This is a genomic window from Flagellimonas flava, from assembly GCF_050617915.1.
In the GTDB taxonomy this organism is placed as follows: domain Bacteria; phylum Bacteroidota; class Bacteroidia; order Flavobacteriales; family Flavobacteriaceae; genus Flagellimonas; species Flagellimonas flava_A.
This window is the reverse complement of sequence record NZ_JBODQE010000001.1, coordinates 202,791-224,224: the sequence shown is the minus strand read 5'-3', so window position 1 is coordinate 224,224 and position 21,434 is coordinate 202,791. Positions and strand designations below refer to the sequence as shown.

Below are 21,434 nucleotides of genomic sequence, written 5' to 3'. Positions count from 1 at the left end.
AATAAAATTATGAAGTATAGTATCATCACATTGTTGTTAAGCGTATTTACTTTATCCGGTTTTGCGCAAAGCTCAAACGCAACAGTTCAAGGGAAGGTGTTGAAAAACGTTCCCCAAGAAAAAGTGTTTGTACAGACCAACGAGTCACTTTTGTTTTCAGGAGAGTACTTGCGATACAAATTATACTGTTTGGAAGCCCAAGGAAGGCGGCTCACCAATATTAGTAAAATAGCCTATGTGGCGTTAGTGGACCAAGATGGCGAGTCGGTATTCACCCACAAGATCAGGCTTGCTGATGGTGCTGGATATGGAGACTTTTTTGTTCCGACCTCTATCCCAACGGGAAGTTATAAACTATTGGGCTACTCCCAATGGATGCAGAATTTTGGAACGGATTCTTTCTTCCAATCGGATATTCATATCATTAATCCTTACCAGCCAGTCCCCGAGTCCTATTTGGCAGCTGAACCTGACTCAATCCAAGTAGCCCCTTTGACTCCTGCCCCAAGGGTTTTGGAGGTACCTATGACAAGTACAGAGGTAGGGGTTAAGTTGAGCTTGGACAAGAATGAACTTGGCGCCAGGGAAAAATTGATGGTACGGATAGATGCCGACAACTCCGAATCAAAAAATGGAAATTACTCCATCTCCATTAGAAAATTGGAAGATTTAGGTGCTCCTAAAAAGATGAGTGCAACAGAATTTACCAAGCGCTATTTGAATGGAGGTTCCAATTCAGGTATAAATTCCCAAAAAGTGGATTTACCCGAGCTTAGGGGAGAGGTAATTTCAGGAACCATTATTGACAAAGAAACCAAAACACCTATACAAGATGTGAGGGTTTCCATTTCGTTACCAGGTGATAGGTATCTATTTAAAGTTGCCTCGACCAATGAAAGTGGAAGGTTTAGGTTCCTTTTTGACCAAGAGTATAGCAACGTAACAGGGGCTTTGCAGATTTTGGCTGATAATTGGGATGCTTACGAAATCGTGATGGACGAAGCACTCAAGAAGTATGTTGGAATCCAAGTGGATGATTTCAAGATTTCCAGGGCAATGGAAGATTACATTCTTCAAAAGAGTATCCAAAATCAGATAGAAAATGGATTTGGGGAGGTGAAATCGGATTCCGTTATTCCTGCCAGCCATGAGCAACCTTACTATCGGAAGTTTACCGTGAACTACAACTTGGATGATTACACCCGTTTCAACACCATAGAGGAAACTATTATTGAGGTAGTGGATCAACTATCCGTGAGGAGACTCCAGAATGGTGACCGTGCCTTTGAAATCAGACCGGAAGAAGGATTTACGGACTTGGCCCTTTTTCCCATGGTGTTTGTGGACGGACTTTTTATCAAGAAGCATGAGGATTTTATGGACTTCAGCGCGAAAAAGATCCAAAACATTGAATTTTCCCGTGATAAGGTAATATTGGGGCCGCATGTGTTTCAGGGTGTACTTCATTTTAAAACAATAGAAGGAGGTTTTTATAATGATTTCTTTACCCCGCATATTGTCAATGTTGATTTGTTCAAGCCACAGGTACGTAAGGAGCACTTCAGACAAACTTATAATACTAGCGATTTAAAGAACCGTGTTCCTGACTTTAGACACCAACTTTTATGGGAGCCAGACTTGGATTTATCAAGTGGTTCTGAAGAGATTGTCCTGTACACTTCTGATGTACATGGAACCTATCAGTTGATCCTAGAGGGCTTTTCGTCAATTGGAAACCCAGTATCCGTCAAACGGGAGTTCACCGTTAAGTAGGTCCTTTCTATTTTGTGGGCCACAGAGCAACCAAAAGCTCTGATTGTGAACTATGCTGACAAAAGTCTATGGCAGTGCCGTATTTGGGGTAGAGGCCCAAACCATAATCGTAGAAGTAAATGTAGACCAAGGAGTAGGGTATCATTTGGTAGGTTTACCGGATAATGCCATTAAGGAAAGCAATTATCGTATTGCTGCCGCTTTGCAAAACAACGGGTTTCGCATACCTGGGAAGAAAATTACCATAAACATGGCACCCGCGGATTTGCGAAAGGAAGGTTCTGCGTATGATCTTACCTTGGCCTTGGGAATCCTTGTAGCTTCCAACCAGATCAAAGCAACCAACATTGGGGAGTACCTTATCATGGGCGAGTTATCACTTGATGGAACCGTTAACCCCATTAAAGGGGCACTCCCCATTGCCATTAAAGCCAAAGAGGAAGGTTTTAACGGATTTATCCTACCTGAAGAAAATGCCAAAGAAGCAGCCGTAGTGGATGGATTGAAGGTTTATGGCGTTGCAAATATCCAAGAGGTCATTGACTATTTCGATTCAGGAAAACCGTTGATGCAGACCCAGTTAGATCCACAAAAAGAGTTCTACAAAAACTTGGATTATCCTGAATTTGATTTTTCCGATGTCAAAGGGCAGGAAAGCATCAAACGGTGTATGGAGATTGCGGCAGCAGGAGGACACAATATTATATTGATTGGACCTCCTGGCTCGGGAAAAACCATGTTGGCCAAACGGTTGCCTTCAATTTTACCTCCCATGACCCTTCAAGAAGCATTGGAAACCACCAAAATCCACAGTGTTGTGGGCAAAGTGAAAAATTCAGGTCTGATGAGCCATAGGCCCTTTCGAAACCCACATCACACCATAAGTAGTGCAGCTTTGGTAGGAGGGGGGAGTTATCCCCAACCCGGAGAAATTTCCCTTTCGCACAATGGCGTGCTTTTTTTGGATGAACTGCCGGAATTTGAGCGAAGGGTACTTGAAGTAATGCGACAACCGATGGAAGATAGGGAGGTGACCATTGCCCGAGCAAAATTCACAGTGACCTATCCCAGCAGTTTTATGTTGGTGGCAAGTATGAATCCAAGTCCAGGAGGTTATTTTAATGATCCTGATGCCCCTGTTGTTTCATCCCCTATGGAAATGCAGCGCTATTTGGGCAAGATATCCGGGCCCTTGTTGGACAGGATTGATATTCATGTTGAGGTTGCCCCGGTTCCTTTTGAAAAGCTCGCAAATGACCAAAAAGCGGAGAGCAGTTTGGAAATTAGGAGACGGGTTATAAGGGCGAGGGAAATTCAGACTTCGAGGTTTCAAAATTTGGAAACGGTGCACTACAACGCCCAAATGAACACCAAACAAATTAGGCAATACTGCATGTTAACACAGGAAACAAAGGAGCTGTTACAGAGTGCAATGGAGCGCTTAAACCTATCTGCCCGTGCATATGACCGTATTCTCAAGGTGGCCAGAACCATAGCGGATTTAGAAGGGAATACCGAATTAGCCTCCAATCACATCTCTGAAGCCATTCAATATAGAAGTCTTGACAGGGAAGGATGGTTAGGGTAAGCCTAGTTATAGGTTTTTAGCAAAAATGTTCTGTGATATTTTTTAAACAGGACTATAGAGAGGTATAACTGTAATGGTTTTGCTCCCAGCTTCCTTTTGAATTTATGGGTAGACTTATTGAGATAATCAGATATGCTGTAGAATGTGTCAACGCCCTCTTGTTTAAGCAATTCATAGGTTGCATGTCTTAGATATGGGGCAATGTTTTTTCCCCTGTAATTCTGAAAAGTATACATGTTGAGCAGATAAGCCTCGTTTTCCTTAAGTTTCATTTTTTTACCTTTGAAAACAAAGTCCCTTTGTTCTGCACAATGAAAAGCTGCTATTTGATTATTGTGTTTTAGACCTATTAGTTTGGTGCCCTTAAATTTCCTCAAAGAACCCCTTTTCATGGATTTTACTTCTTGGTCGGATAAGAAACTAATGGTGTATTTTTCTTGATTATCATTTATCTGAGGGTGCTCATACGCGTTAAAATCTTCTTGAACCCAATAATATGGAGCAAAGTCGAAGCCAAATCTGGACGCAAAATTCTGTAACATATGTGGAAATAGGCCATGCTTGATATTTGATATCAGCAACTTATACTTGTAATTTTTGCTACTTTCCTGGGTGGCCATTTAAGTCTGTTTAGTTAAGATTCTTCCGTATGTGCCTTCAGTGCCTAGCTGTAGATGTTGCCTCAATTCGGATGGTGGCATGATTTTTCTTTCATTGGCTTGGGCAAGGGTATGAATCCTTTGGATTAAGTCTTTGTTCGAAGCCAATTTGGTGCGCTTGGTATCATACCAGATATTGTCCTCAATTCCCACACGAACACCACCACCCATAGCTATTCCGATGGAGTTCATCTTCAACTGGGCATTTCCAATTCCCGCCAAACTCCAATGGGATTGCTCAGGTAAATCATTTATCATTACTCCAGCATTTAAAAGATTTGCTTGGGCGCAAGCAATATTTCCAAGAATTAGATTAAAGTAAAAAGGAGCTTGGATCAATCCTTTTTTCGCCAGATATTTTGCGTAATTGATCATTCCGATATCGAAGGCTTCAAGTTCGGGAACAATACCCCTGTCCAACATCGCTTTGGCAAGCTTTTGTATCATATCGGGGGAATTGGTACTCGCTGTGGCATTAAAATTCAACGAGCTAAGGGTCAAACTTCCCATATCCGGTTTAAGGGAACCCTCTAAGAATAGAGGTTCCGAGCGTTTCTCAAACTCAGAAAAATTCCGACCACTGAGTGAAACACAAATCACCAGTTCCGGTTCGTATTTTCTTATGCCTTCTATGATCTGACCGTAAATGTCCTTTTTATAAGTGGGGACTCCAGTTTTTGCCTCACGGGCATGAAGGTGAACCATTGTGATTCCCAATTCTGAAGCTTCCAGGACTTGGTCAATTATTTCGTGGACCACCACGGGAACATGGGGAGTCATTTCCTTGGTAGGAATCATTCCTGTTGGTGTAAAATTTATTACTAAGTTTTCACCCATGGCTTTTAATGTCTATAGAACTTTCCATAAAAATAGATGGTGATTTGAAAATGACACAGAAAATCGGTTGGCTGTTGTTTTTTTTGGATATGTAGCGTTTTTGGGCCTAAAAAACTGCTACTATTTGATGATACTAACACCATTTGATTCGTTATTGTGCTGTTTTAGAGCAATCTACCAACCTAGTAAATTGAAACTAAAATGGATAGGTTGTTTAGGGTAATTTCATTTTAGGCACAGCCAATATCTTTTACCGTATATAATTGATTTTAAACGATTTCTTTATTTAAGCATTGCAATCTTGATTACTTTCAACGGCCACAACGGATATTAACCTTAATCAACCTTTGCCAAAATGAGCACGAAAGTTTGTGTAATTGGAGCTGGCCCGTCTGGGCTGGTGGCAGTAAAAGAGCTGTTGAAGCAAAATATTGAAGTAGTATGCTATGAAGCCGAAGATAGTTTTGGCGGCGCTTTTAGGGACATAGATAAGGGTGGGAGGTCTTATGATTCCCTAGAACTTACGGTGTCCAATTATTTTATGGCCTATTCCGATTTCATGCCAGACCCCAAAGAAGAGAGAAGGTTTTGGAAGGTGTCGGAATATCGGGAGTACTTGAAAGACTATATACGGCATTTTGATTTAGAGAAACACCTGCACTACGCACACAAGGTTCTGAGTACGGACATTCAAGGAAATTCGGTTGTTGTTGAAGTTGAGCATCAAGGTGAGGTCCGTAAAGAAAAGTTTGACCATTTAGTAATTTGTACTGGGAGTAATTTCATTCCCTATTCTCCCATGTTCAAAGGACAATCTGATTTTGAAGGCGAGATTGTTCATTCCAGTGAATATAAAAATGGTGAATCCTTTAAAGGTAAAAAAGTTGTCTGTATTGGTATAGGGGAATCTGGAGCGGATATCATACATGAAATTTCACAAACAACCTCATGCAGGGTGTTGGTAAGGGAATTTCCAAACATTGTTCCTAGGTGGTCTGCAGGTTATACCAGTGATTCATATACTTCGCATAGTCTAAACTCCATGGGAAAAAAAGGAGTGGACCATTTCATGAAATTCATGGCATGGAAGTATTTGAAGTTTGGCAAAAATGTTGGGTCCACGGAGAAACTGGTTCAGCAGTGGATTTATGAAAGAAAGTCCTTCATGGGTAAATTCCTCACCAAGAGTGATGTGTTCCTTCAGGATATCCTTGATGGAAGATTGGAAATCACAAGGGATGAAATTGATTATTTGACCAAGAATACCATTGTTACCAAAGGGGGTGAGACCATTGAAGCGGACGTTCTTGTTCTGAACACGGGTTATGAAACAAAATTTGAGTATGTGAAAGAGGGCAAGGATTTTGAAAATCCAAGGAATCTCTACAAGCATATGATACACCCAAAACACGGACTTCTGATCAGCTTAATTGGATGGGCAAGACCCACTCAAGGAGGACTCCCTGCATGTTCGGAAATTCAGGCGCGTTATATGGCCTTGCTACTATCAGGAAATAAAAAGCTTCCGAATACTGTTAAGATGAAAGATAGTATTGAAAAGGACAGGCGCTTCAACGAAAAGTTTTTTTCAGATAGTGTGAACATCAAGTCTTTGGTCAATTATCATGACTTTATGAACGACATGTCAAAATTGGTAGGCTGTAGACCAAAATACTTTAACCTTAGGGATCTTAAGTTTTCTACAAAACTGTTTTTCGGATCTCACTTGCCGGCTTTTTATAGACTTAACGACCCAGCTTATGCCAGCACGGCCAAAAAAACTATAAAACTTCTACCAACAGCATATTCTGCCAAAAGAAGTTCCATCATGTTGTTGATATTGTTTAGCCACAAACCTTTTGAGCAGCTCTCAAGGTTGTTTACCAGAACTTTTGGAGTCGGTAATTCCCGAACTTCAGATCAAGCCATGATGTAGCATTGCTGCTCATAGTCTATTTTTTTAAACGACTGTAAGTCAATGTTCTAAAAAAAAGGCTAAAAAACTCCTTTTCTTCTAAAAAATAAGTTAAATCCTACATCAATCATATTTTCTGATAAGAATAGGCTGTAATTTTGCGCCCGTTTTAAGAAAATTGAGCTATGCAGTGTGTGGAATTGAATCCCGTGGGCAACTTTGACCCATGGGACCAAAAAATGATAGATGAACTCCTTCATAATGATGTAAAAGAATCTCTTGGTGATCGATTGGTGTTCGAAAATGAGACCGTGAAACTGTGGGACATACGTTTGGAACCTGGTGAACGACTTCCGTTTAGAAAGCACAATGCCAATTACAATTGGGTTTGCGTTACAGGTGGACTAGCCCTTACCCGTCATGGTAATGGTAAAATTAGTATGGTAAAACTAGAGCCAGGTGATACCGAATACTGGGAGTTTAGGGGAAAAAACTACACCAATGATCTTGAGAACATTGGTGATAGGACCATTGCGATCAATGTTTTGGAATACAAGGAGGTCAACAGTGATTGGAAACCTGTTTATTCCAACTAGATCACTTTTATATTGGCCTTCAGTCCATCTATGATTCCCAGAATATTTTGGACGGTATCCTCCAAATAGTATTTAATGGCCAAGTGAGGTATCCGAATGGTTGTAAAACCATTTTTAAAGGAATGCATGGCCTCCTCAAGGTCGCTAATGGCCTGTTCGTGGGTTATGGTATTGTAGTCCTTATCAATTTCAATATTCAGTTTTACCCTGGATATGGCTAAATCAACCGATTTTTTTCCGTCCCACCATTCCAACATGGGATGGGCGCCTGCTTCTTTCAAAGCATAGAAAAGATGAATAGCCTCAATTGGGGTATTGTTGTTAAGGATAATTTTCTTGATGAGTTTGGAATGCCGTTCGCAGAGCGCAACACCTAAGGATTCGGTGGACGCTGCATGCTGTTCATGTCCAATTTCTTTACCACAGTCTTTACAGATCATGAGTATCGGTTAAGTTTAGGTCAATTATTTGATTTGGGATTATTATAACTTTGAGATTTTCATAATCGTATACTTATTCGATGTAAAACATCCCATTTTTAGATGAAATGCATTTTTTTGGATGAAATGCATCATTCTAATGAATTCTACTTATTTTAAAAACCTATAATCAAACTCCCTTATGTTTAAAAAAATAGGACCTGGAATTCTAGTTGCGGCGGCCTTTGTGGGCCCTGGAACCATAACGGTATGTACCCTTGCAGGGGTGCATTTCGGTTACAGCTTGCTTTGGGCTGTACTGGTATCGGTGATTGCTACCATAATTCTGCAGGAGATGTCAGGCAGAATTGGCGTGTTTACGCAAAAGGGACTAATGGAAGTCGTAAAGGGAGAAATAGGGGTTAACTGGGTAAGAAATTTGGTGATCGCTTTGGTTCTGTTTGCCATCCTGGTTGGCAATGCAGCTTATGAGGCAGGAAATATTGGCGGCGCTACCTTGGGGCTGGAAGGGCTTTTGGGGGATGGATTTTCCCAATTTTATCCGCTATTTGTTGGTGTAATGGCATTTCTATTGTTGTGGTTCAGTGGGTATAAGACTTTGGAAAAAGTATTTGTAGCCCTTGTGGGTTTAATGGGGGTCTGTTTTTTAATTGCCGCTTTAATGACCAAACCAGATGCTTTGAATGTTGTTCAAAATATGTTTGTGCCCAATCTACCTGATGGGGGGCTATTAACCGTTATTGCCCTTGTGGGAACGACAGTTGTCCCTTATAATTTGTTTTTGCACGCCTCCCTGGTGAAGGAAAAATGGAAATCCCATGATGATTTGAAAACAGCCAAATGGGACACCGTAATTTCCATAGGATTGGGCGGATTGGTGTCCATGTCCATTTTAATTACCGCGGCCTCGGCTCCATTAAGTGAGGTCACCAATGTTATGGACCTTGCAGTAGGTCTGGAACCCTTGTTTGGTAAGAGCGCCATTTATTTTATTGCTTGTGGTTTGTTGGCAGCAGGAATCACTTCCGCAATAACAGCACCCTTGGCGGCGGCATTTGTAGCTAGCAGTTGCTTGGGTTGGGAGGGAATGCAGGATAAAAGGTTCAAATTGATTTGGATGGTCATTTTGTTTTTGGGCGTGTTCTTCTTGTCGTTCGATATCAAACCCATTCAGGTGATACAATTTGCCCAAGTTGCAAACGGAATGGTGTTACCTATTATGGCAATCTTGCTCCTGTGGATAGTGAATAGAACATCCGTTATGGGAAATAACAAGAACACCCTCTTCCAAAATATCATCGGGTTTGCTATTGTTGCTTTCTCCATTTTTTTGGGTGTTAAAAGTATCATGAAAGTCTTGGGATTGGTATAGATGAAAAATTGGTCAATAGATATTAACTGTGACGTTGGCGAGGGTGTGGGCAACGAAGCCCTGATTTTTCCTTTGATAAGTTCCTGTAATGTTGCATGTGGAGGTCATGCAGGGGACCTGTACACCATGACCCAAGTGGTGAAACTTGCCAAAAGACACGGGATAAAGGTCGGCGCGCATCCCTCATACCCGGACAAGGCCAATTTTGGGAGGGTGGTCATGAGCATTTCGGATGAAGAGCTTCACGATAGCATTTTAAACCAACTTCAGGAATTTGATACAATTCTCCGCCAAGAATCCGTAAAGCTGGATCATATAAAAGCACATGGTGCATTGTACAACGAATCGGCTAAGAATGAGCGAGTGGCCCGTTTACTTTTGGATGCGATAAAGACCTATGGGGCAAATGTTCCCTTATATGCTCCTTTTGGTTCTGTCATGGCTAGCATTGCCAAAGAAAGTGGCTATGAAGTGCACTATGAGGCCTTTGGGGATAGAAGTTACAACTTGGACCTAAGTCTGGTTTCAAGAACATTGCCTAATGCTGTGATTCAGGAACCTGCCAAGGTATTGGAACAGGTGCTTCCCATCATAAAAAAAGGGAAAATTGTGACATTATCCGGGGAAACGGCAGATATAGAGGCTCAAACCATTTGCATTCATGGAGACACCCCTTCTGCTTTTCAAATATTAACGTATCTTTCACAACAATTGCCCCAACATGGGGTGGAAATACAAAAGTGAAAAAACTCCCCATCAGTATAAAACCGTTTGGACAAAGGGCTATCCTTATGGAGTGGCCAAACGAGGTAAGCGAATCCGTGCTGGGAGAAATTCTGGAATTTGTGGACTGTTTTAAAAGCTTGGAACTTCCTGGATGGGAAATGTCCGTTGCATATAATTCCTTGACTTTGGTGAATTCAATGCAAGATGTGGATTTTGAATCCATTGAAAAACAGATTTTGGATTGCCAGAAAGGCCAAAAAAAGATTCAAAAAAAACGCGGGCGATTTTTATGGAAAATTCCTGTGTGCTACGACTCCGATTTGGGAATTGATCTGGAGGAAGTTTCCACGGTTTTGGGAATTTCCCAGACTCAACTGATAGCACTTCACACCTCACAAGAGTATATTGTTTACGGTTTAGGATTTCTTCCGGGTTTTATGTATTTGGGAGGTTTGCCAGAGGAATTGGAAATTCCCAGAAGAAAGGAGCCCCGTCTGCATGTGGCCCAAGGCTCAGTGGGACTGGCGGGCAAGCAGACCGGAATTTATCCCCAGGATTCCCCAGGGGGATGGAATATTATTGGGAGCTGCCCCACACCAATTTTCAATCCCAAGGCGGAAGAGCCATGTTTTGTTAGCGTTGGAGATAAAATCCAGTTTAAGGAAATTTCCCGGGCCGAATACAACCTAAAGAAAATAGAAGCCGAGGTGGGTATTTTCAAACCTGAAAAAATAGCGTTGGATGATTAAGGTGCTCAAATCAGGTTTCTTTATGACGGTTCAGGACATGGGCCGGTTTGGCTATAGGAATATTGGCGTTCCAGTTTCTGGTGTAATGGACTACGACTCAGCAGCAAAAGCCAACAAATTATTGGATAATCCTAAGGAGGCTGCCCTCTTGGAAATAACAATGACGGGCCCCACCTTGCAATTTGAGGCTCCCACCTATATCTGTCTTTCTGGAGCCTTTTTGTCACCCACGCTCAACAACGAACCCATAGAAAACTATCAGGTGATTCAGGTGGCCAAAGGAGATATTTTATCCTATGGTAGGCTGGAAAATGGATTTCGATCCTATTTGGCGGTAAAAGGTGGAGTGCAAACAGATATGGTAATGGGAAGTAGATCTCAATATCATCCTGTTACACCGAAAAAATGTCTAAAGGATGGTAGTTCGGTAGCTTATGGGGAAACGGTATCTTTTGAACCTGCAATTTCCGGACTGAAGGTGGATAGGAAATTTGAAGAAGAAACCTTGGAAGTTTATAAAGGCCCAGAATTCTCCATGTTGTCGGATGCCCAGTTGGGTGCATTATTTGGGAAATCATTTTCCATTTCGGAAAAAAATAACCGCATGGCATACCAATTGGCAGAATTGATTCAAGGACATAAACACTCTATGCTCACTTCAGGAACTATGCCTGGGACGGTGCAGTTTACTCCAGCCGGAAGATTGATTATCCTAATGAAAGATGGACAAACCACAGGGGGCTATCCAAGAATTTTGCAATTGTCCGAGGATTCCATTTGTCAGCTGGCCCAGAAAAAGTTTGGGGACTCCATTTCATTTAAACTGGTATAAAATTCATTTCCAGTTTGGTTTTTTATCTTAATTTTTTGTACTCTTGAACTGTGAAAGCAAAAAATCTAATTAATAGCGTCGTCATTATTATTCCAGCCATGGAGTGATACAGATGTCCTATTGATTTAGAAAAAGCCTGTATCCCATTAAAGATACAGGCTTTTTTTATGGTCCAAAAAAGAAATGGATATGGGATTTTAAATCAACTTAAAGTGTTGATTTTCATAGAGATAAAGGTATATTATTTTAAATGGATTTAGAAGGTGCAAAACTGTTAAAAATATAGGGTTTCTGAAACATCTATCTTTGAATGATATAGTAAATTCAACAAGATTCCCGATCTGAAAGAAAATTAATAATGGAATTGAACAAACATAGTAAGAACGTTACCCAAAATCCTTCGCAACCCGCATCACAGGCTATGTTGTATGCTACAGGTTTAAAGGAGGAGGATATGAAAAAGGCACAAATTGCCATTGGTAGTACGGGCTACGATGGTAATCCCTGCAACATGCACTTGAACGATATAGCAAAGGAAATCAAAAAGCATGTTAACGAGACAGGGCAGGTTGGATTGACGTTCGGTACTATTGGAGTATCCGATGGAATCTCCATGGGAACACCGGGCATGAAATATTCGTTGGCTTCAAGGGATATTATTGCCGACTCTATGGAAACAGTGATGAACGGGATGTCTTATGATGCCTTGATCGGTGTTGTTGGATGCGATAAAAATATGCCTGGAGCCATTATAGCTATGCTCCGACTCAATAGACCATCTATTATGGTATATGGGGGTAGCGTCGCTTCAGGAAACTATAAAGGACGTAAACTGAATATTGTATCTGCATTTGAAGCTTTGGGGCAGAAAATTGCAGGGGAAATTGACGAAGCTGAATACAAGGAAATCATCAAGAGAGCAATCCCTGGGGCAGGTGCCTGTGGGGGGATGTACACGGCAAATACCATGGCATCGTCCATAGAATGTATGGGTATGTCCTTACCTTATAATTCATCAATTCCAGCCGTCAATCCCAACAAGCTTTCAGAGGCAGAACGTACTGCCCAAGCCATAAAAAATCTTTTGGAGCTCGATTTAAAACCAAAGGACATCGTTACAAAAAAATCCATTGAAAATGCGATTACCCTGGTCAATGCCCTTGGTGGTTCTACCAATGCGGTATTGCATTATTTGGCCATTGCATATGCCGCAGATATCGAATTTACCTTGGAGGATTTCCAACGGATAAGTGATAAAACGCCGCTTATTGGGGATTTAAAACCTTCCGGAAAATACCTTATGGAAGATGTCCACGGCATTGGCGGAACCCCAAAGATTATGAAGTACTTGTTGGAACAAGGCTTTTTACATGGGGATTGTATGACCGTAACTGGGAAAACCTTGGCGGAAAACCTGAAAGATGTTGAAGCTATGGAATTTGAGGAGCAAGATTTGTTGTATAGCGTGGATAAGGCTTTGAAATCTTCTGGAAACCTACAAATCCTGAAAGGAAACTTGGCAGAAGAAGGGGCTGTGGCAAAGATATCTGGTAAAGAAGGCCTAAAGTTTGAAGGAAAAGCAGTGGTGTACGATAGCGAACCTGAAGCCAATGAAGGCATATCCAAAGGTGAAGTAGAAAAAGGGAATGTGGTTGTAATTCGCTATGTAGGACCCAAGGGAGGTCCAGGAATGCCCGAAATGCTAAAACCTACATCCATGATCATGGGAGCAGGTCTGGGAAAATCGGTTGCGTTGATTACGGATGGGCGTTTTTCTGGTGGGACCCATGGTTTTGTGGTCGGCCATGTAACCCCGGAAGCCCAGGAGGGAGGGGCCATTGCCCTGGTGGAGACCGGTGATCTAATTACCATTAGCGCTTTGGACAATTCCATTACCTTGAATATTTCTGATGAGGAAATGGAAAGAAGAAGGGCCAAATGGCAAGCTCCACCATTAAAATTTACTAAAGGAATATTGTACAAGTACGCAAGATCTGTAGCATCAGCTTCAGAGGGATGCGTCACCGATAAATATTAAAAATGTCGTTTCTGCCCATGCAGGAATCTCATCATTCAAAGTTGACATTATGAGTACGGAAACTTTAAAAAAGGAAGCAAACAAAACAGCCAAGGCCATCCGAATAAGTGGGGCCGAAGCCATTATACACTGCCTTTTGGCAGAAGGGGTAGATTTGATTTATGGCTACCCGGGAGGTGCAATCATGCCCGTGTATGACGAGCTTTATAAATTTCAGGATAAACTCACCCATATCCTCACCAGACACGAACAAGGTGCAACCCATGCTGCTCAGGGGTACGCGCGGGTTACCGGAAAGGTTGGAGTAGCTATGGCGACGTCTGGCCCTGGAGCAACAAATCTGGTTACTGGTATAGCTGATGCCCAAATTGATTCCACACCAATGGTATGTATTACGGGACAGGTGCCAAGACATTTGTTGGGTTCCGATGCGTTTCAGGAAACAGATATCGTGGGAATTTCCACACCAGTGACCAAATGGAATTATCAAGTAACCAAGGCTAGCGAGATTCCGGAAATATTGGCCAAGGCCTTTTATATAGCAAGATCCGGTAGACCTGGACCCGTATTGGTGGATATTACCAAGAATGCCCAGTTTGAAGAATTGGACTTTGTGTATGAAAAATGTACTGGCGTACGTAGTTATAAACCAGTGCCGGAACCTGATGTCAAAGCCATTGAGGCAGCTGCGGAAATGATCAATAAAGCCAAGAAACCTTACATTGTTTTTGGCCAGGGGGTGATTTTGGGTGAAGCCGAAGCTGAGCTCAAAGCCTTGGTTGAAAAAGCTGGAATCCCGGCCGCATGGACCGTTTTAGGACTTTCAGCTATGGATACAGATCATCCATTGAATGTAGGGATGGTTGGAATGCACGGAAACTATGGCCCCAATGTATTGACCAACGAATGCGACGTGCTCATAGCTATAGGAATGCGCTTTGATGATAGGGTTACGGGTAATTTGGACACCTATGCCAAGCAGGCCAAGGTGATACATTTTGAAATTGACCCCGCCGAAATCAATAAAAATGTAAATGCAGATATAGCGGTACTCGGAAATGCCAAGCAAACCTTGGATTTGTTGTTACCGTTGATCAACAAGAACGAGCATAAGGAATGGTTGGCGGAATTTGATAAAAAATATCAGATTGAATACGACACCGTTATCAAAAAAGATATAGAACCTACCAAAGAAGGCCTTACCATGGGTGAGGTTATTGAACAAATCAACAAGGCCTCTGGACATAAAGCCGTGGTGGTAACCGATGTTGGACAGCATCAAATGATCGCTTGCAGGTATGCCAAATTCAAGCAGACCAAGAGCAATGTAACTTCTGGTGGTCTTGGAACCATGGGCTTTGCATTGCCAGCGGCCATTGGAGCTAAAATGGGTGCCATGGAACGTGAGGTTGTGGCTATTATCGGGGATGGAGGATATCAGATGACCATTCAGGAACTCGGTGTCATCTTTCAACATAATATTCCTGTAAAGATTGTGGTATTGAACAATGATCACTTGGGAATGGTGCGTCAATGGCAAGAACTTTTCTTTGAAAGTAGATATGCATCAACGGTGATGACAAATCCAGATTTTGTGAAGATAGCGGAAGGTTACCACATCAAGTCCAGAAGAGTTACAGAACGTGGAGATTTAAAAGATGCTGTTGAGGAAATGATTGCATCCAAAGACCCCTATTTCTTGGAGGTTAGGGTGGAGAAGGAAGACAATGTATTCCCAATGATTCCATCAGGAGCTTCGGTATCCGATATTCGATTGAAGTAACATGAACCAAGCCAATATCCTGGATACTCCCAATGTGTATGCTGCCTTGCTGAGCAAGTCCGATGAAATTGGATTCACCATGCCGTCGGATATGTATATAGGCACATTTCTGAAGACCTTGGTGGCTTCCAAACCTGCGGGGCGTTTCTTGGAATTGGGAACGGGAATGGGTTTGTCCTTAGCATGGATGCTGGAAGGCATGGATAGTGCATCCAAGTTAATCAGCGTGGACAATGATATGGATCTCATTCAAATTGCTAAAGGTTTTTTTGGCACTGATGAACGTTTCCAATTGATTTGCGCGAATGGCGAAGATTGGATAGTACAAAACCAGGAAGAAAAGTTCGACTTGGTCTTTGCGGATGCTTGGCCTGGAAAATACAGCTTGCTTGAAGAAACATTGGATTTAATCAAAGTGGGGGGCTTTTATGTCATTGATGATATGAGGGAGCAACCCAATTGGCCGGAAGGACATTCAACCTATGTAGCTTCCCTGGTTGACAAATTGGAAAGAAGACAAGATTTTACAATTACTAAAATGGACTGGTCAACGGGAGTGATCGTTGCGGTTAAAACAAAATAAGCATGGAAAAACAATGGTATACCATTTCGGTTTATTCGGAAAATAACGTGGGACTATTGAATAGAATATCTGGAATATTCTTAAAGAGACACATTAATATAGAGAGTTTAAATGTCTCTAAATCAGAAATTGAACATGTTTCAAAATTCACTATTGTAATTAATTCAACTGAGGATTGGGCACGCAAAATTGTAGGGCAGATTGAAAAGCAAATAGAAGTGATCAAAGCCTATTATCATACCGATGATGATACCATATATCAAGAATCTGCTTTGTTCAAAATTGCTTCGGACCTCTTGTTTGACGAGCGTCAAATCCAGAATATCATCAAAGAGAGCAATTCGCAAATTGTAACGGTGGCACGTGACTTTTTTGTTTTGGCAAAAACAGGGAGACGACATGAAATTGATGAAATGCATGATGCTTTGGAGCCCTACGGAATTATGCAATTTGTTCGTTCAGGAAGGATTGCCGTAACCAAGGCCACAATGCCCATCACCAAAATTTTAGAAGAGTTTCAAAATCAATAAATAGCATTAAATAAAAACCAAAAATGACAAATTACTTTAATACGCTGTCCCTTCGCGATCAATTGACCCAATTGGGAAAATGTAGGTTTATGGAAGCCAGCGAATTTGCAGATGGCGTAACCGCACTAAAAGGAAAAAAGATTGTAATCGTAGGATGCGGTGCCCAGGGCTTGAACCAGGGATTAAACATGCGTGATTCCGGATTGGATATCTCTTACACCCTTCGTGAGGCCGCCATTAAGGAACAAAGACAGTCGTACAAAAATGCCACGGAAAACAACTTCAATGTAGGTACCTATGAGGAGCTGATTCCTACCGCCGATTTGGTAATCAACCTTACCCCGGACAAGCAGCACACTAACGTTGTTAGTGCTGTTATGCCACTTATGAAGCAGGGGGCGACCTTGTCTTACTCCCATGGTTTTAACATCGTGGAAGAAGGAATGCAAATCCGTGAGGACCTTACCGTGATCATGGTGGCGCCAAAGAGCCCTGGTTCAGAAGTGCGGGAAGAATACAAAAGAGGTTTTGGGGTACCAACCCTGATTGCCGTTCACCCGGAAAACGACCCTGAAGGCAAGGGATTGGAGCAGGCTAAGGCGTATGCCGCTGGAACAGGTGGACACAGAGCAGGGGTCTTGGAATCTTCCTTTGTGGCCGAAGTAAAATCGGATTTAATGGGAGAACAAACCATTCTTTGTGGTTTACTGCAGACTGGTTCCATCTTGTCTTTTAATAAAATGTTGGAGAAAGGTATTGATGCAGGTTATGCTTCCAAACTTATTCAATACGGATGGGAAACCATTACCGAAGGATTAAAACATGGTGGAGTGACCAATATGATGGATCGTTTGTCCAATCCTGCCAAGATCAAGGCTTACGATCTTGCCGAGGAACTTAAGGATATTATGCGTCCGTTGTTCCAAAAACATCAAGATGATATTATGAGCGGGCATTTCTCCAAAACCATGATGGAGGATTGGGCCGCTGGAGATAAAAACCTGTTGACATGGAGAGCTGCCACAGGAGAAACGGCTTTTGAAAAGACTCCTGCTGGGGATGTTGAGATATCCGAGCAAGAATACTATGACAATGGTGTGTTGATGGTCGCGTTCGTAAAATCAGGGGTAGAGTTGGCCTATGAAACTATGACGGAATCTGGGATCATTGGAGAATCGGCTTATTACGAGTCTTTGCATGAAACACCATTGATTGCCAATACCATTGCAAGAAAGAAGTTGTTCGAGATGAACCGCGTTATTTCTGATACTGCTGAGTATGGCTGCTATCTGTTTGATCACGCCTGTAAGCCGCTTTTGGAGGACTTCATGAAAACAGTTGATATTGACGTTATCGGGAGCCATTACGGAGCAGATAAGGACAATGGAGTGGACAACGTAAAGCTTATTGCGGTTAACAAAGCACTTCGTGAGCATCCCGTGGAGATTGTGGGAACTCGGTTAAGAGAATCTATGACTGCGATGAAACCCATCGTTTAAATGATAGACTTCCATTTTAGGGAGTAAAAGGGTGTTTTTCCATGAAAAGCAACACAACATCAAGTACAAAAAAGGGGGCGCAACATGTGCCCCCTTATTTTCCTCAGCTAGAGGATATTCAGCATGCGGCCAAGGTTATAGCCCAAGTGGCAGACGAAACACCGTTGCAAAAGAGTATTCGGTATTCCAAGCAATTGAACGCCAATGTATGGTTGAAGCGCGAGGACTTGCAACGGGTTCGCAGCTATAAAATTCGGGGCGCTTTCAATAAAATCAATTCGCTTTCCCCAGAAGCCTTGAAACAAGGGGTGGTCTGCGCCAGTGCTGGGAATCATGCCCAAGGGGTAGCTTTTGCATGTAACCATTTAGGAGTAGAAGGAACCATTTTTATGCCCATGGTTACTCCAAAACAAAAGATTGACCAGACTAAAATGTTTGGAGGTGAGCGCGTTAAAGTGGTTTTGGAGGGCGATACTTTTGACGATTCGTACAAGGCTTCCAAAGCCTTTTGTGAAGAGCACAACAAAACTTTTGTCCATCCTTTTGATGACCCCAAGACCATTGAAGGTCAGGCCACGATCGGATTGGAGCTTTTAAAACAAGCTCAAGAACCTATTGATTATGTCTTTGTGGCCGTTGGAGGAGGCGGATTGGCATCTGGCTTATGCGCCATTTTCAAGGAACTTTCTCCTAACACCAAAATTATTGGTGTGGAACCAGCAGGAGCACCTTCCATGAAAAAATCCATGGAACAAGGTGAGTTGGTAGAGCTTTCGCAGATTGACAAGTTTGTGGATGGGGCGGCCGTGCAAAAAGTAGGGACATATACCTTTCCCATCTGCCGAAATCACCTATTTAAAATGGAAACTGTCCCCGAAGGGAAGGTCTGCCAGACTATTTTGGAACTCTATAACCGGGATGCCATTGTAGTGGAACCAGCCGGAGCTTTGACCATAGCGGCACTGGATGATTTCAAGCAAGAAATTAAAGGTAAAAATGTGGTTTGTGTAATCAGTGGCAGTAACAATGACATCACCCGAACTGCAGAAATTAAGGAAAGAGCCCTGCTCTATGGAAACCTGAAGCATTACTTCATAGTTCGATTTCCTCAAAGGCCTGGTGCTTTGAAAGAATTTGTGGCCGATATTTTGGGTCCCAATGATGACATTACCCATTTTGAATATTCCAAAAAATCAAGTCGGGAAAATGCACCAGCTGTGGTGGGGATTGAATTAAAATCTCCAGACGATTTGGAGCCCTTGATTTCTAGAATGAAGGACAACAATTTCTATGGAGATTATTTGAACAACAAACCGGATTTGTTCCAATATCTGGTTTGATTCCATCACAATTGGAACTTCTTTTTTTAAAAGGGGCTTACTTAAACGTTTTCGTTGTAATCCCTTAATAAATAAGGTCTTTTCAAAGCTTTTTTGTGTTAGCTTTGTCATTTGCTAGACTAAAAAGCAACACAGTCTAATACTAAAATCCAGGATATGCCATCTAAGACAACCATACCGGAAGCATTGCAGATTACCTCACAAATCCATCAAAAAGCATATTTGGTGGACGGGGAATTACGTGAATGGAAAGGAGAAAATACGGAAGTAATTTCCACCATATCCTCCACTAAGGAATATGCCCATACCGTTTTGGGAAGTATTCCCAATATGGGAGAAGAAGAGGCGCTTGAAGCATTGGATGCGGCCATTGGAGCATTCGACCAAGGGCAGGGACTTTGGCCTACCATGAAGGTGAAAGACCGAATAGAGTGTATGGAATCCTTTGTTAAAAAGATGGAGAAAAAACGGGAAGAAGTGGTTAAACTGTTGATGTGGGAAATAGGGAAGTCCATGCCGGATTCTTACAAAGAATTTGACCGAACGGTGGAGTATATCTACGATACCATTGAGGACTATAAGCAGTTGGACCGTAATTCTGCCAAGTTTTCGAAACATGATGGGGTATATGCCCATATCCGTAGAGGCCCACTGGGTGTGGTACTTTGTTTGGGACCATACAATTATCCATTGAATGAAACTTTTGCGCTATTGATTCCCGCTATAATTATGGGGAATACCACAATCTTTAAACCCGCAAAGCATGGAGTACTTTTGATTACACCTCTTTTGGAAGCTTTCCAAAGCAGTTTCCCTAAAGGCGTGGTGAATATTTTATTTGGTAGGGGTAGAGCAGTAGCAGCACCCATCATGAAAACCGGAAAGGTGGATGTGTTGGCGTTGATCGGAAATAGTAAATCAGCCAATGCATTGCAAGACCAGCACCCCAAGAGCAACCGATTGCGATTGGTACTGGGATTAGAGGCCAAAAATCCAGCTATTATTCTCCCGGATGCCGATTTGGACCTTACCATAAACGAATGCATCGCAGGTACCCTTTCCTTTAACGGACAGCGTTGTACGGCCTTAAAAGTGGTGTATGTACATGAAGATGTAAAGGATGAATTTTTAAAACGATTCTCGGAGAAAGTGGATGCTTTAAAATTTGGTAACCCATGGGATGAGGGGGCTAAGTTGACCCCACTTCCTGAACCAGGTAAACCGGATTACATTCAAGAGTTGTTGGATGATGCCAAAGCCAAAGGAGCCAAAGTGCAGAACAAAAAAGGAGGAAAACGCTCTGACAACTATATCTGGCCAGCGGTACTTTACCCTGTGACCAAGGACATGCGGGTGTATGAGGAGGAGCAGTTTGGCCCCATAATTCCAGTGGTATCCTTTACCGATATTGAGGAACCTTTGGATGATATGGCAGAATCCAACTATGGGCAACAGGTGAGCTTGTTCGGGAAGGATGTATACACCTTATCTCCGTTAATTGACACCCTTGCAAACCTCGTTTGCCGAGTAAACTTGAACAGTTCTTGTCAACGTGGCCCGGACGTGTATCCTTTTACAGGACGTAAAGATTCCGCGCAGTCTACCTTAAGTGTACATGATGCGCTGCGTTCCTTTTCTGTGCGGACGTTCGTGGCTTTTAAAGACAACGATTTGAACAACGAAACCATTGAACAATTGTTGGAAGCCAAGGTTAGCAACTTTTTGAGTACGGATTATATTCTTTAGACATTAGACATTAGACATTAGACGTTAGATGCCTGATGTCAGATATTGGATGTTGGACTTGAATTTTTGCTTTTCTGTAGCTTTTAGAAATAAAAAATATGTTGAATGTATGGTGATTTAGGTAACTCCCCACGGCTTAATGGGATGTGTTACCATACTTTTTAACTCTGGCTGGAAGCGTCCCAATCCAATGGGTCATTGGGATTGTTAATGTAGATTTCCAACCTTTCGTTAAGTAAATGAATATCCTCTTCCGAAATTTGACAATCACTTTCCATGACTTTATCCAAGGTCTGCTCAAGAATATCCATGGCTTTCTCATTTTTTATGGTGATAAGCTTTTGGATAAAGTTGTATTTACGCAAATTAATGTCCATGGGCAATTTTCTCTGTCCAGAATAAAGATACGTTTTTGATTCCATTGCAAA

The 21,434-nt window shown here is 42.1% G+C and carries 19 protein-coding genes; 15 read left to right on the top strand and 4 right to left on the bottom strand.

All coding sequences use genetic code 11. The features are described from left to right. Positions 1–9 precede the first annotated feature (9 nt). Positions 10–1,773 carry a hypothetical protein gene (locus ACRHOZ_RS00985; RefSeq protein WP_431121373.1) on the top strand — a complete coding sequence of 588 codons (1,764 nt, stop codon included), beginning with the start codon at positions 10–12 and terminating at the stop codon, positions 1,771–1,773. Positions 1,774–1,825: 52 nt separating this feature from the next. Further along, positions 1,826–3,361, top strand: coding sequence for a YifB family Mg chelatase-like AAA ATPase (locus ACRHOZ_RS00980; RefSeq protein WP_431121371.1), 1,536 nt, complete (start codon positions 1,826–1,828; stop codon positions 3,359–3,361). 2 nt (positions 3,362–3,363) lie between these two features. On the opposite strand, the gene ACRHOZ_RS00975 is transcribed toward ACRHOZ_RS00980, so the two are convergent. Both ACRHOZ_RS00975 and ACRHOZ_RS00970 read right to left on the bottom strand, forming a co-directional pair. Continuing rightward, positions 3,364–3,981: a GNAT family N-acetyltransferase gene (locus tag ACRHOZ_RS00975; RefSeq protein ID WP_431121369.1), complete on the bottom strand. Its 618-nt coding sequence runs from the start codon at positions 3,979–3,981 to the stop codon at positions 3,364–3,366. Beyond that, positions 3,982–4,857 carry a 3-keto-5-aminohexanoate cleavage protein gene (locus ACRHOZ_RS00970; RefSeq protein ID WP_431121367.1) on the bottom strand — a complete coding sequence of 292 codons (876 nt, stop codon included), beginning with the start codon at positions 4,855–4,857 and terminating at the stop codon, positions 3,982–3,984. A 355-nt stretch (positions 4,858–5,212) separates the two neighbouring features. Between ACRHOZ_RS00970 and ACRHOZ_RS00965 the strand changes: the two genes are divergently transcribed. Both ACRHOZ_RS00965 and ACRHOZ_RS00960 read left to right on the top strand, forming a co-directional pair. After that, positions 5,213–6,793: a flavin-containing monooxygenase gene (locus tag ACRHOZ_RS00965; protein ID WP_431121365.1), complete on the top strand. Its 1,581-nt coding sequence runs from the start codon at positions 5,213–5,215 to the stop codon at positions 6,791–6,793. 164 nt (positions 6,794–6,957) lie between these two features. Continuing rightward, a complete protein-coding gene (locus ACRHOZ_RS00960; protein ID WP_431121363.1) occupies positions 6,958–7,368 on the top strand; it encodes a hypothetical protein in 411 nt (136 codons plus the stop codon). Here ACRHOZ_RS00960 and ACRHOZ_RS00955 read toward each other — a convergent pair. Then, positions 7,365–7,808, bottom strand: coding sequence for a hypothetical protein (locus ACRHOZ_RS00955; protein ID WP_431121361.1), 444 nt, complete (start codon positions 7,806–7,808; stop codon positions 7,365–7,367). The genes ACRHOZ_RS00960 and ACRHOZ_RS00955 overlap by 4 nt on opposite strands. 181 nt (positions 7,809–7,989) lie before the next feature. Here ACRHOZ_RS00955 and ACRHOZ_RS00950 point away from each other — a divergent pair, with 181 nt between their 5' ends. From ACRHOZ_RS00950 to ACRHOZ_RS00900, 11 genes are all read left to right on the top strand, one after another. Further along, positions 7,990–9,180, top strand: coding sequence for an Nramp family divalent metal transporter (locus tag ACRHOZ_RS00950; RefSeq protein WP_431121359.1), 1,191 nt, complete (start codon positions 7,990–7,992; stop codon positions 9,178–9,180). Then, entirely contained in the window at positions 9,181–9,924 is a 744-nt protein-coding gene (gene pxpA, locus ACRHOZ_RS00945; RefSeq protein ID WP_431121357.1) for a 5-oxoprolinase subunit PxpA, read from the top strand. It begins immediately after the preceding gene. After that, entirely contained in the window at positions 9,921–10,655 is a 735-nt protein-coding gene (gene pxpB, locus ACRHOZ_RS00940; protein WP_431121355.1) for a 5-oxoprolinase subunit PxpB, read from the top strand. Before pxpA ends, pxpB begins: the two co-directional genes overlap by 4 nt. Continuing rightward, positions 10,648–11,487 (top strand): biotin-dependent carboxyltransferase family protein, encoded by an 840-nt coding sequence (locus tag ACRHOZ_RS00935; RefSeq protein ID WP_431121353.1) that lies wholly within the window; start codon positions 10,648–10,650, stop codon positions 11,485–11,487. The genes pxpB and ACRHOZ_RS00935 overlap by 8 nt, the downstream gene beginning before the upstream one ends. Before the next feature lie 358 nt (positions 11,488–11,845). After that, complete coding sequence (gene ilvD / locus ACRHOZ_RS00930; RefSeq protein WP_431121351.1) at positions 11,846–13,525, top strand: dihydroxy-acid dehydratase; 1,680 nt, start codon at positions 11,846–11,848, stop codon at positions 13,523–13,525. A 49-nt stretch (positions 13,526–13,574) separates the two neighbouring features. After that, a complete protein-coding gene (ilvB, locus tag ACRHOZ_RS00925; protein WP_431121349.1) occupies positions 13,575–15,308 on the top strand; it encodes a biosynthetic-type acetolactate synthase large subunit in 1,734 nt (577 codons plus the stop codon). 1 nt (position 15,309) lies between these two features. After that, positions 15,310–15,891 carry an O-methyltransferase gene (locus ACRHOZ_RS00920; protein ID WP_431121347.1) on the top strand — a complete coding sequence of 194 codons (582 nt, stop codon included), beginning with the start codon at positions 15,310–15,312 and terminating at the stop codon, positions 15,889–15,891. Positions 15,892–15,893: 2 nt separating this feature from the next. Beyond that, positions 15,894–16,421: an acetolactate synthase small subunit gene (gene ilvN, locus ACRHOZ_RS00915; RefSeq protein ID WP_431121345.1), complete on the top strand. Its 528-nt coding sequence runs from the start codon at positions 15,894–15,896 to the stop codon at positions 16,419–16,421. 23 nt (positions 16,422–16,444) lie between these two features. Further along, positions 16,445–17,920, top strand: coding sequence for a ketol-acid reductoisomerase (ilvC, locus tag ACRHOZ_RS00910; RefSeq protein ID WP_431121343.1), 1,476 nt, complete (start codon positions 16,445–16,447; stop codon positions 17,918–17,920). A 41-nt stretch (positions 17,921–17,961) separates the two neighbouring features. Next, the gene (gene ilvA / locus ACRHOZ_RS00905; protein WP_431121341.1) at positions 17,962–19,260 is read left to right on the top strand and encodes a threonine ammonia-lyase IlvA; all 1,299 of its coding nucleotides are present in this window, start codon (positions 17,962–17,964) and stop codon (positions 19,258–19,260) included. A gap of 156 nt (positions 19,261–19,416) precedes the next feature. Continuing rightward, entirely contained in the window at positions 19,417–21,006 is a 1,590-nt protein-coding gene (locus tag ACRHOZ_RS00900) for an NADP-dependent glyceraldehyde-3-phosphate dehydrogenase (RefSeq protein WP_431121339.1), read from the top strand. 161 nt (positions 21,007–21,167) lie between these two features. Here ACRHOZ_RS00900 and ACRHOZ_RS00895 read toward each other — a convergent pair whose 3' ends face one another. Then, positions 21,168–21,428 carry an addiction module protein gene (locus ACRHOZ_RS00895; RefSeq protein WP_431121337.1) on the bottom strand — a complete coding sequence of 87 codons (261 nt, stop codon included), beginning with the start codon at positions 21,426–21,428 and terminating at the stop codon, positions 21,168–21,170. Positions 21,429–21,434 lie beyond the last annotated feature (6 nt).

Excerpts from the sequence above, each read along its gene's own strand:
- ilvC (WP_431121343.1), top strand. The coding sequence starts at position 16,445 with ATGACAAATTACTTTAATACGCTGTCCCTTCGCGATCAATTGACCCAA.
- ilvB (WP_431121349.1), top strand. The coding sequence starts at position 13,575 with ATGAGTACGGAAACTTTAAAAAAGGAAGCAAACAAAACAGCCAAGGCC.
- ilvD (WP_431121351.1), top strand. The coding sequence starts at position 11,846 with ATGGAATTGAACAAACATAGTAAGAACGTTACCCAAAATCCTTCGCAA.
- pxpA (WP_431121357.1), top strand. The coding sequence starts at position 9,181 with ATGAAAAATTGGTCAATAGATATTAACTGTGACGTTGGCGAGGGTGTG.
- ACRHOZ_RS00920 (WP_431121347.1), top strand. The coding sequence starts at position 15,310 with ATGAACCAAGCCAATATCCTGGATACTCCCAATGTGTATGCTGCCTTG.
- ACRHOZ_RS00965 (WP_431121365.1), top strand. The coding sequence starts at position 5,213 with ATGAGCACGAAAGTTTGTGTAATTGGAGCTGGCCCGTCTGGGCTGGTG.
- ACRHOZ_RS00955 (WP_431121361.1), bottom strand. The coding sequence starts at position 7,808 with ATGATCTGTAAAGACTGTGGTAAAGAAATTGGACATGAACAGCATGCA.
- ACRHOZ_RS00950 (WP_431121359.1), top strand. The coding sequence starts at position 7,990 with ATGTTTAAAAAAATAGGACCTGGAATTCTAGTTGCGGCGGCCTTTGTG.
- ACRHOZ_RS00980 (WP_431121371.1), top strand. The coding sequence starts at position 1,826 with ATGCTGACAAAAGTCTATGGCAGTGCCGTATTTGGGGTAGAGGCCCAA.
- ACRHOZ_RS00975 (WP_431121369.1), bottom strand. The coding sequence starts at position 3,981 with ATGGCCACCCAGGAAAGTAGCAAAAATTACAAGTATAAGTTGCTGATA.
- ACRHOZ_RS00960 (WP_431121363.1), top strand. The coding sequence starts at position 6,958 with ATGCAGTGTGTGGAATTGAATCCCGTGGGCAACTTTGACCCATGGGAC.
- ilvA (WP_431121341.1), top strand. The coding sequence starts at position 17,962 with ATGAAAAGCAACACAACATCAAGTACAAAAAAGGGGGCGCAACATGTG.
- ACRHOZ_RS00935 (WP_431121353.1), top strand. The coding sequence starts at position 10,648 with ATGATTAAGGTGCTCAAATCAGGTTTCTTTATGACGGTTCAGGACATG.
- ACRHOZ_RS00985 (WP_431121373.1), top strand. The coding sequence starts at position 10 with ATGAAGTATAGTATCATCACATTGTTGTTAAGCGTATTTACTTTATCC.
- ilvN (WP_431121345.1), top strand. The coding sequence starts at position 15,894 with ATGGAAAAACAATGGTATACCATTTCGGTTTATTCGGAAAATAACGTG.
- ACRHOZ_RS00895 (WP_431121337.1), bottom strand. The coding sequence starts at position 21,428 with ATGGAATCAAAAACGTATCTTTATTCTGGACAGAGAAAATTGCCCATG.
- ACRHOZ_RS00970 (WP_431121367.1), bottom strand. The coding sequence starts at position 4,857 with ATGGGTGAAAACTTAGTAATAAATTTTACACCAACAGGAATGATTCCT.
- ACRHOZ_RS00900 (WP_431121339.1), top strand. The coding sequence starts at position 19,417 with ATGCCATCTAAGACAACCATACCGGAAGCATTGCAGATTACCTCACAA.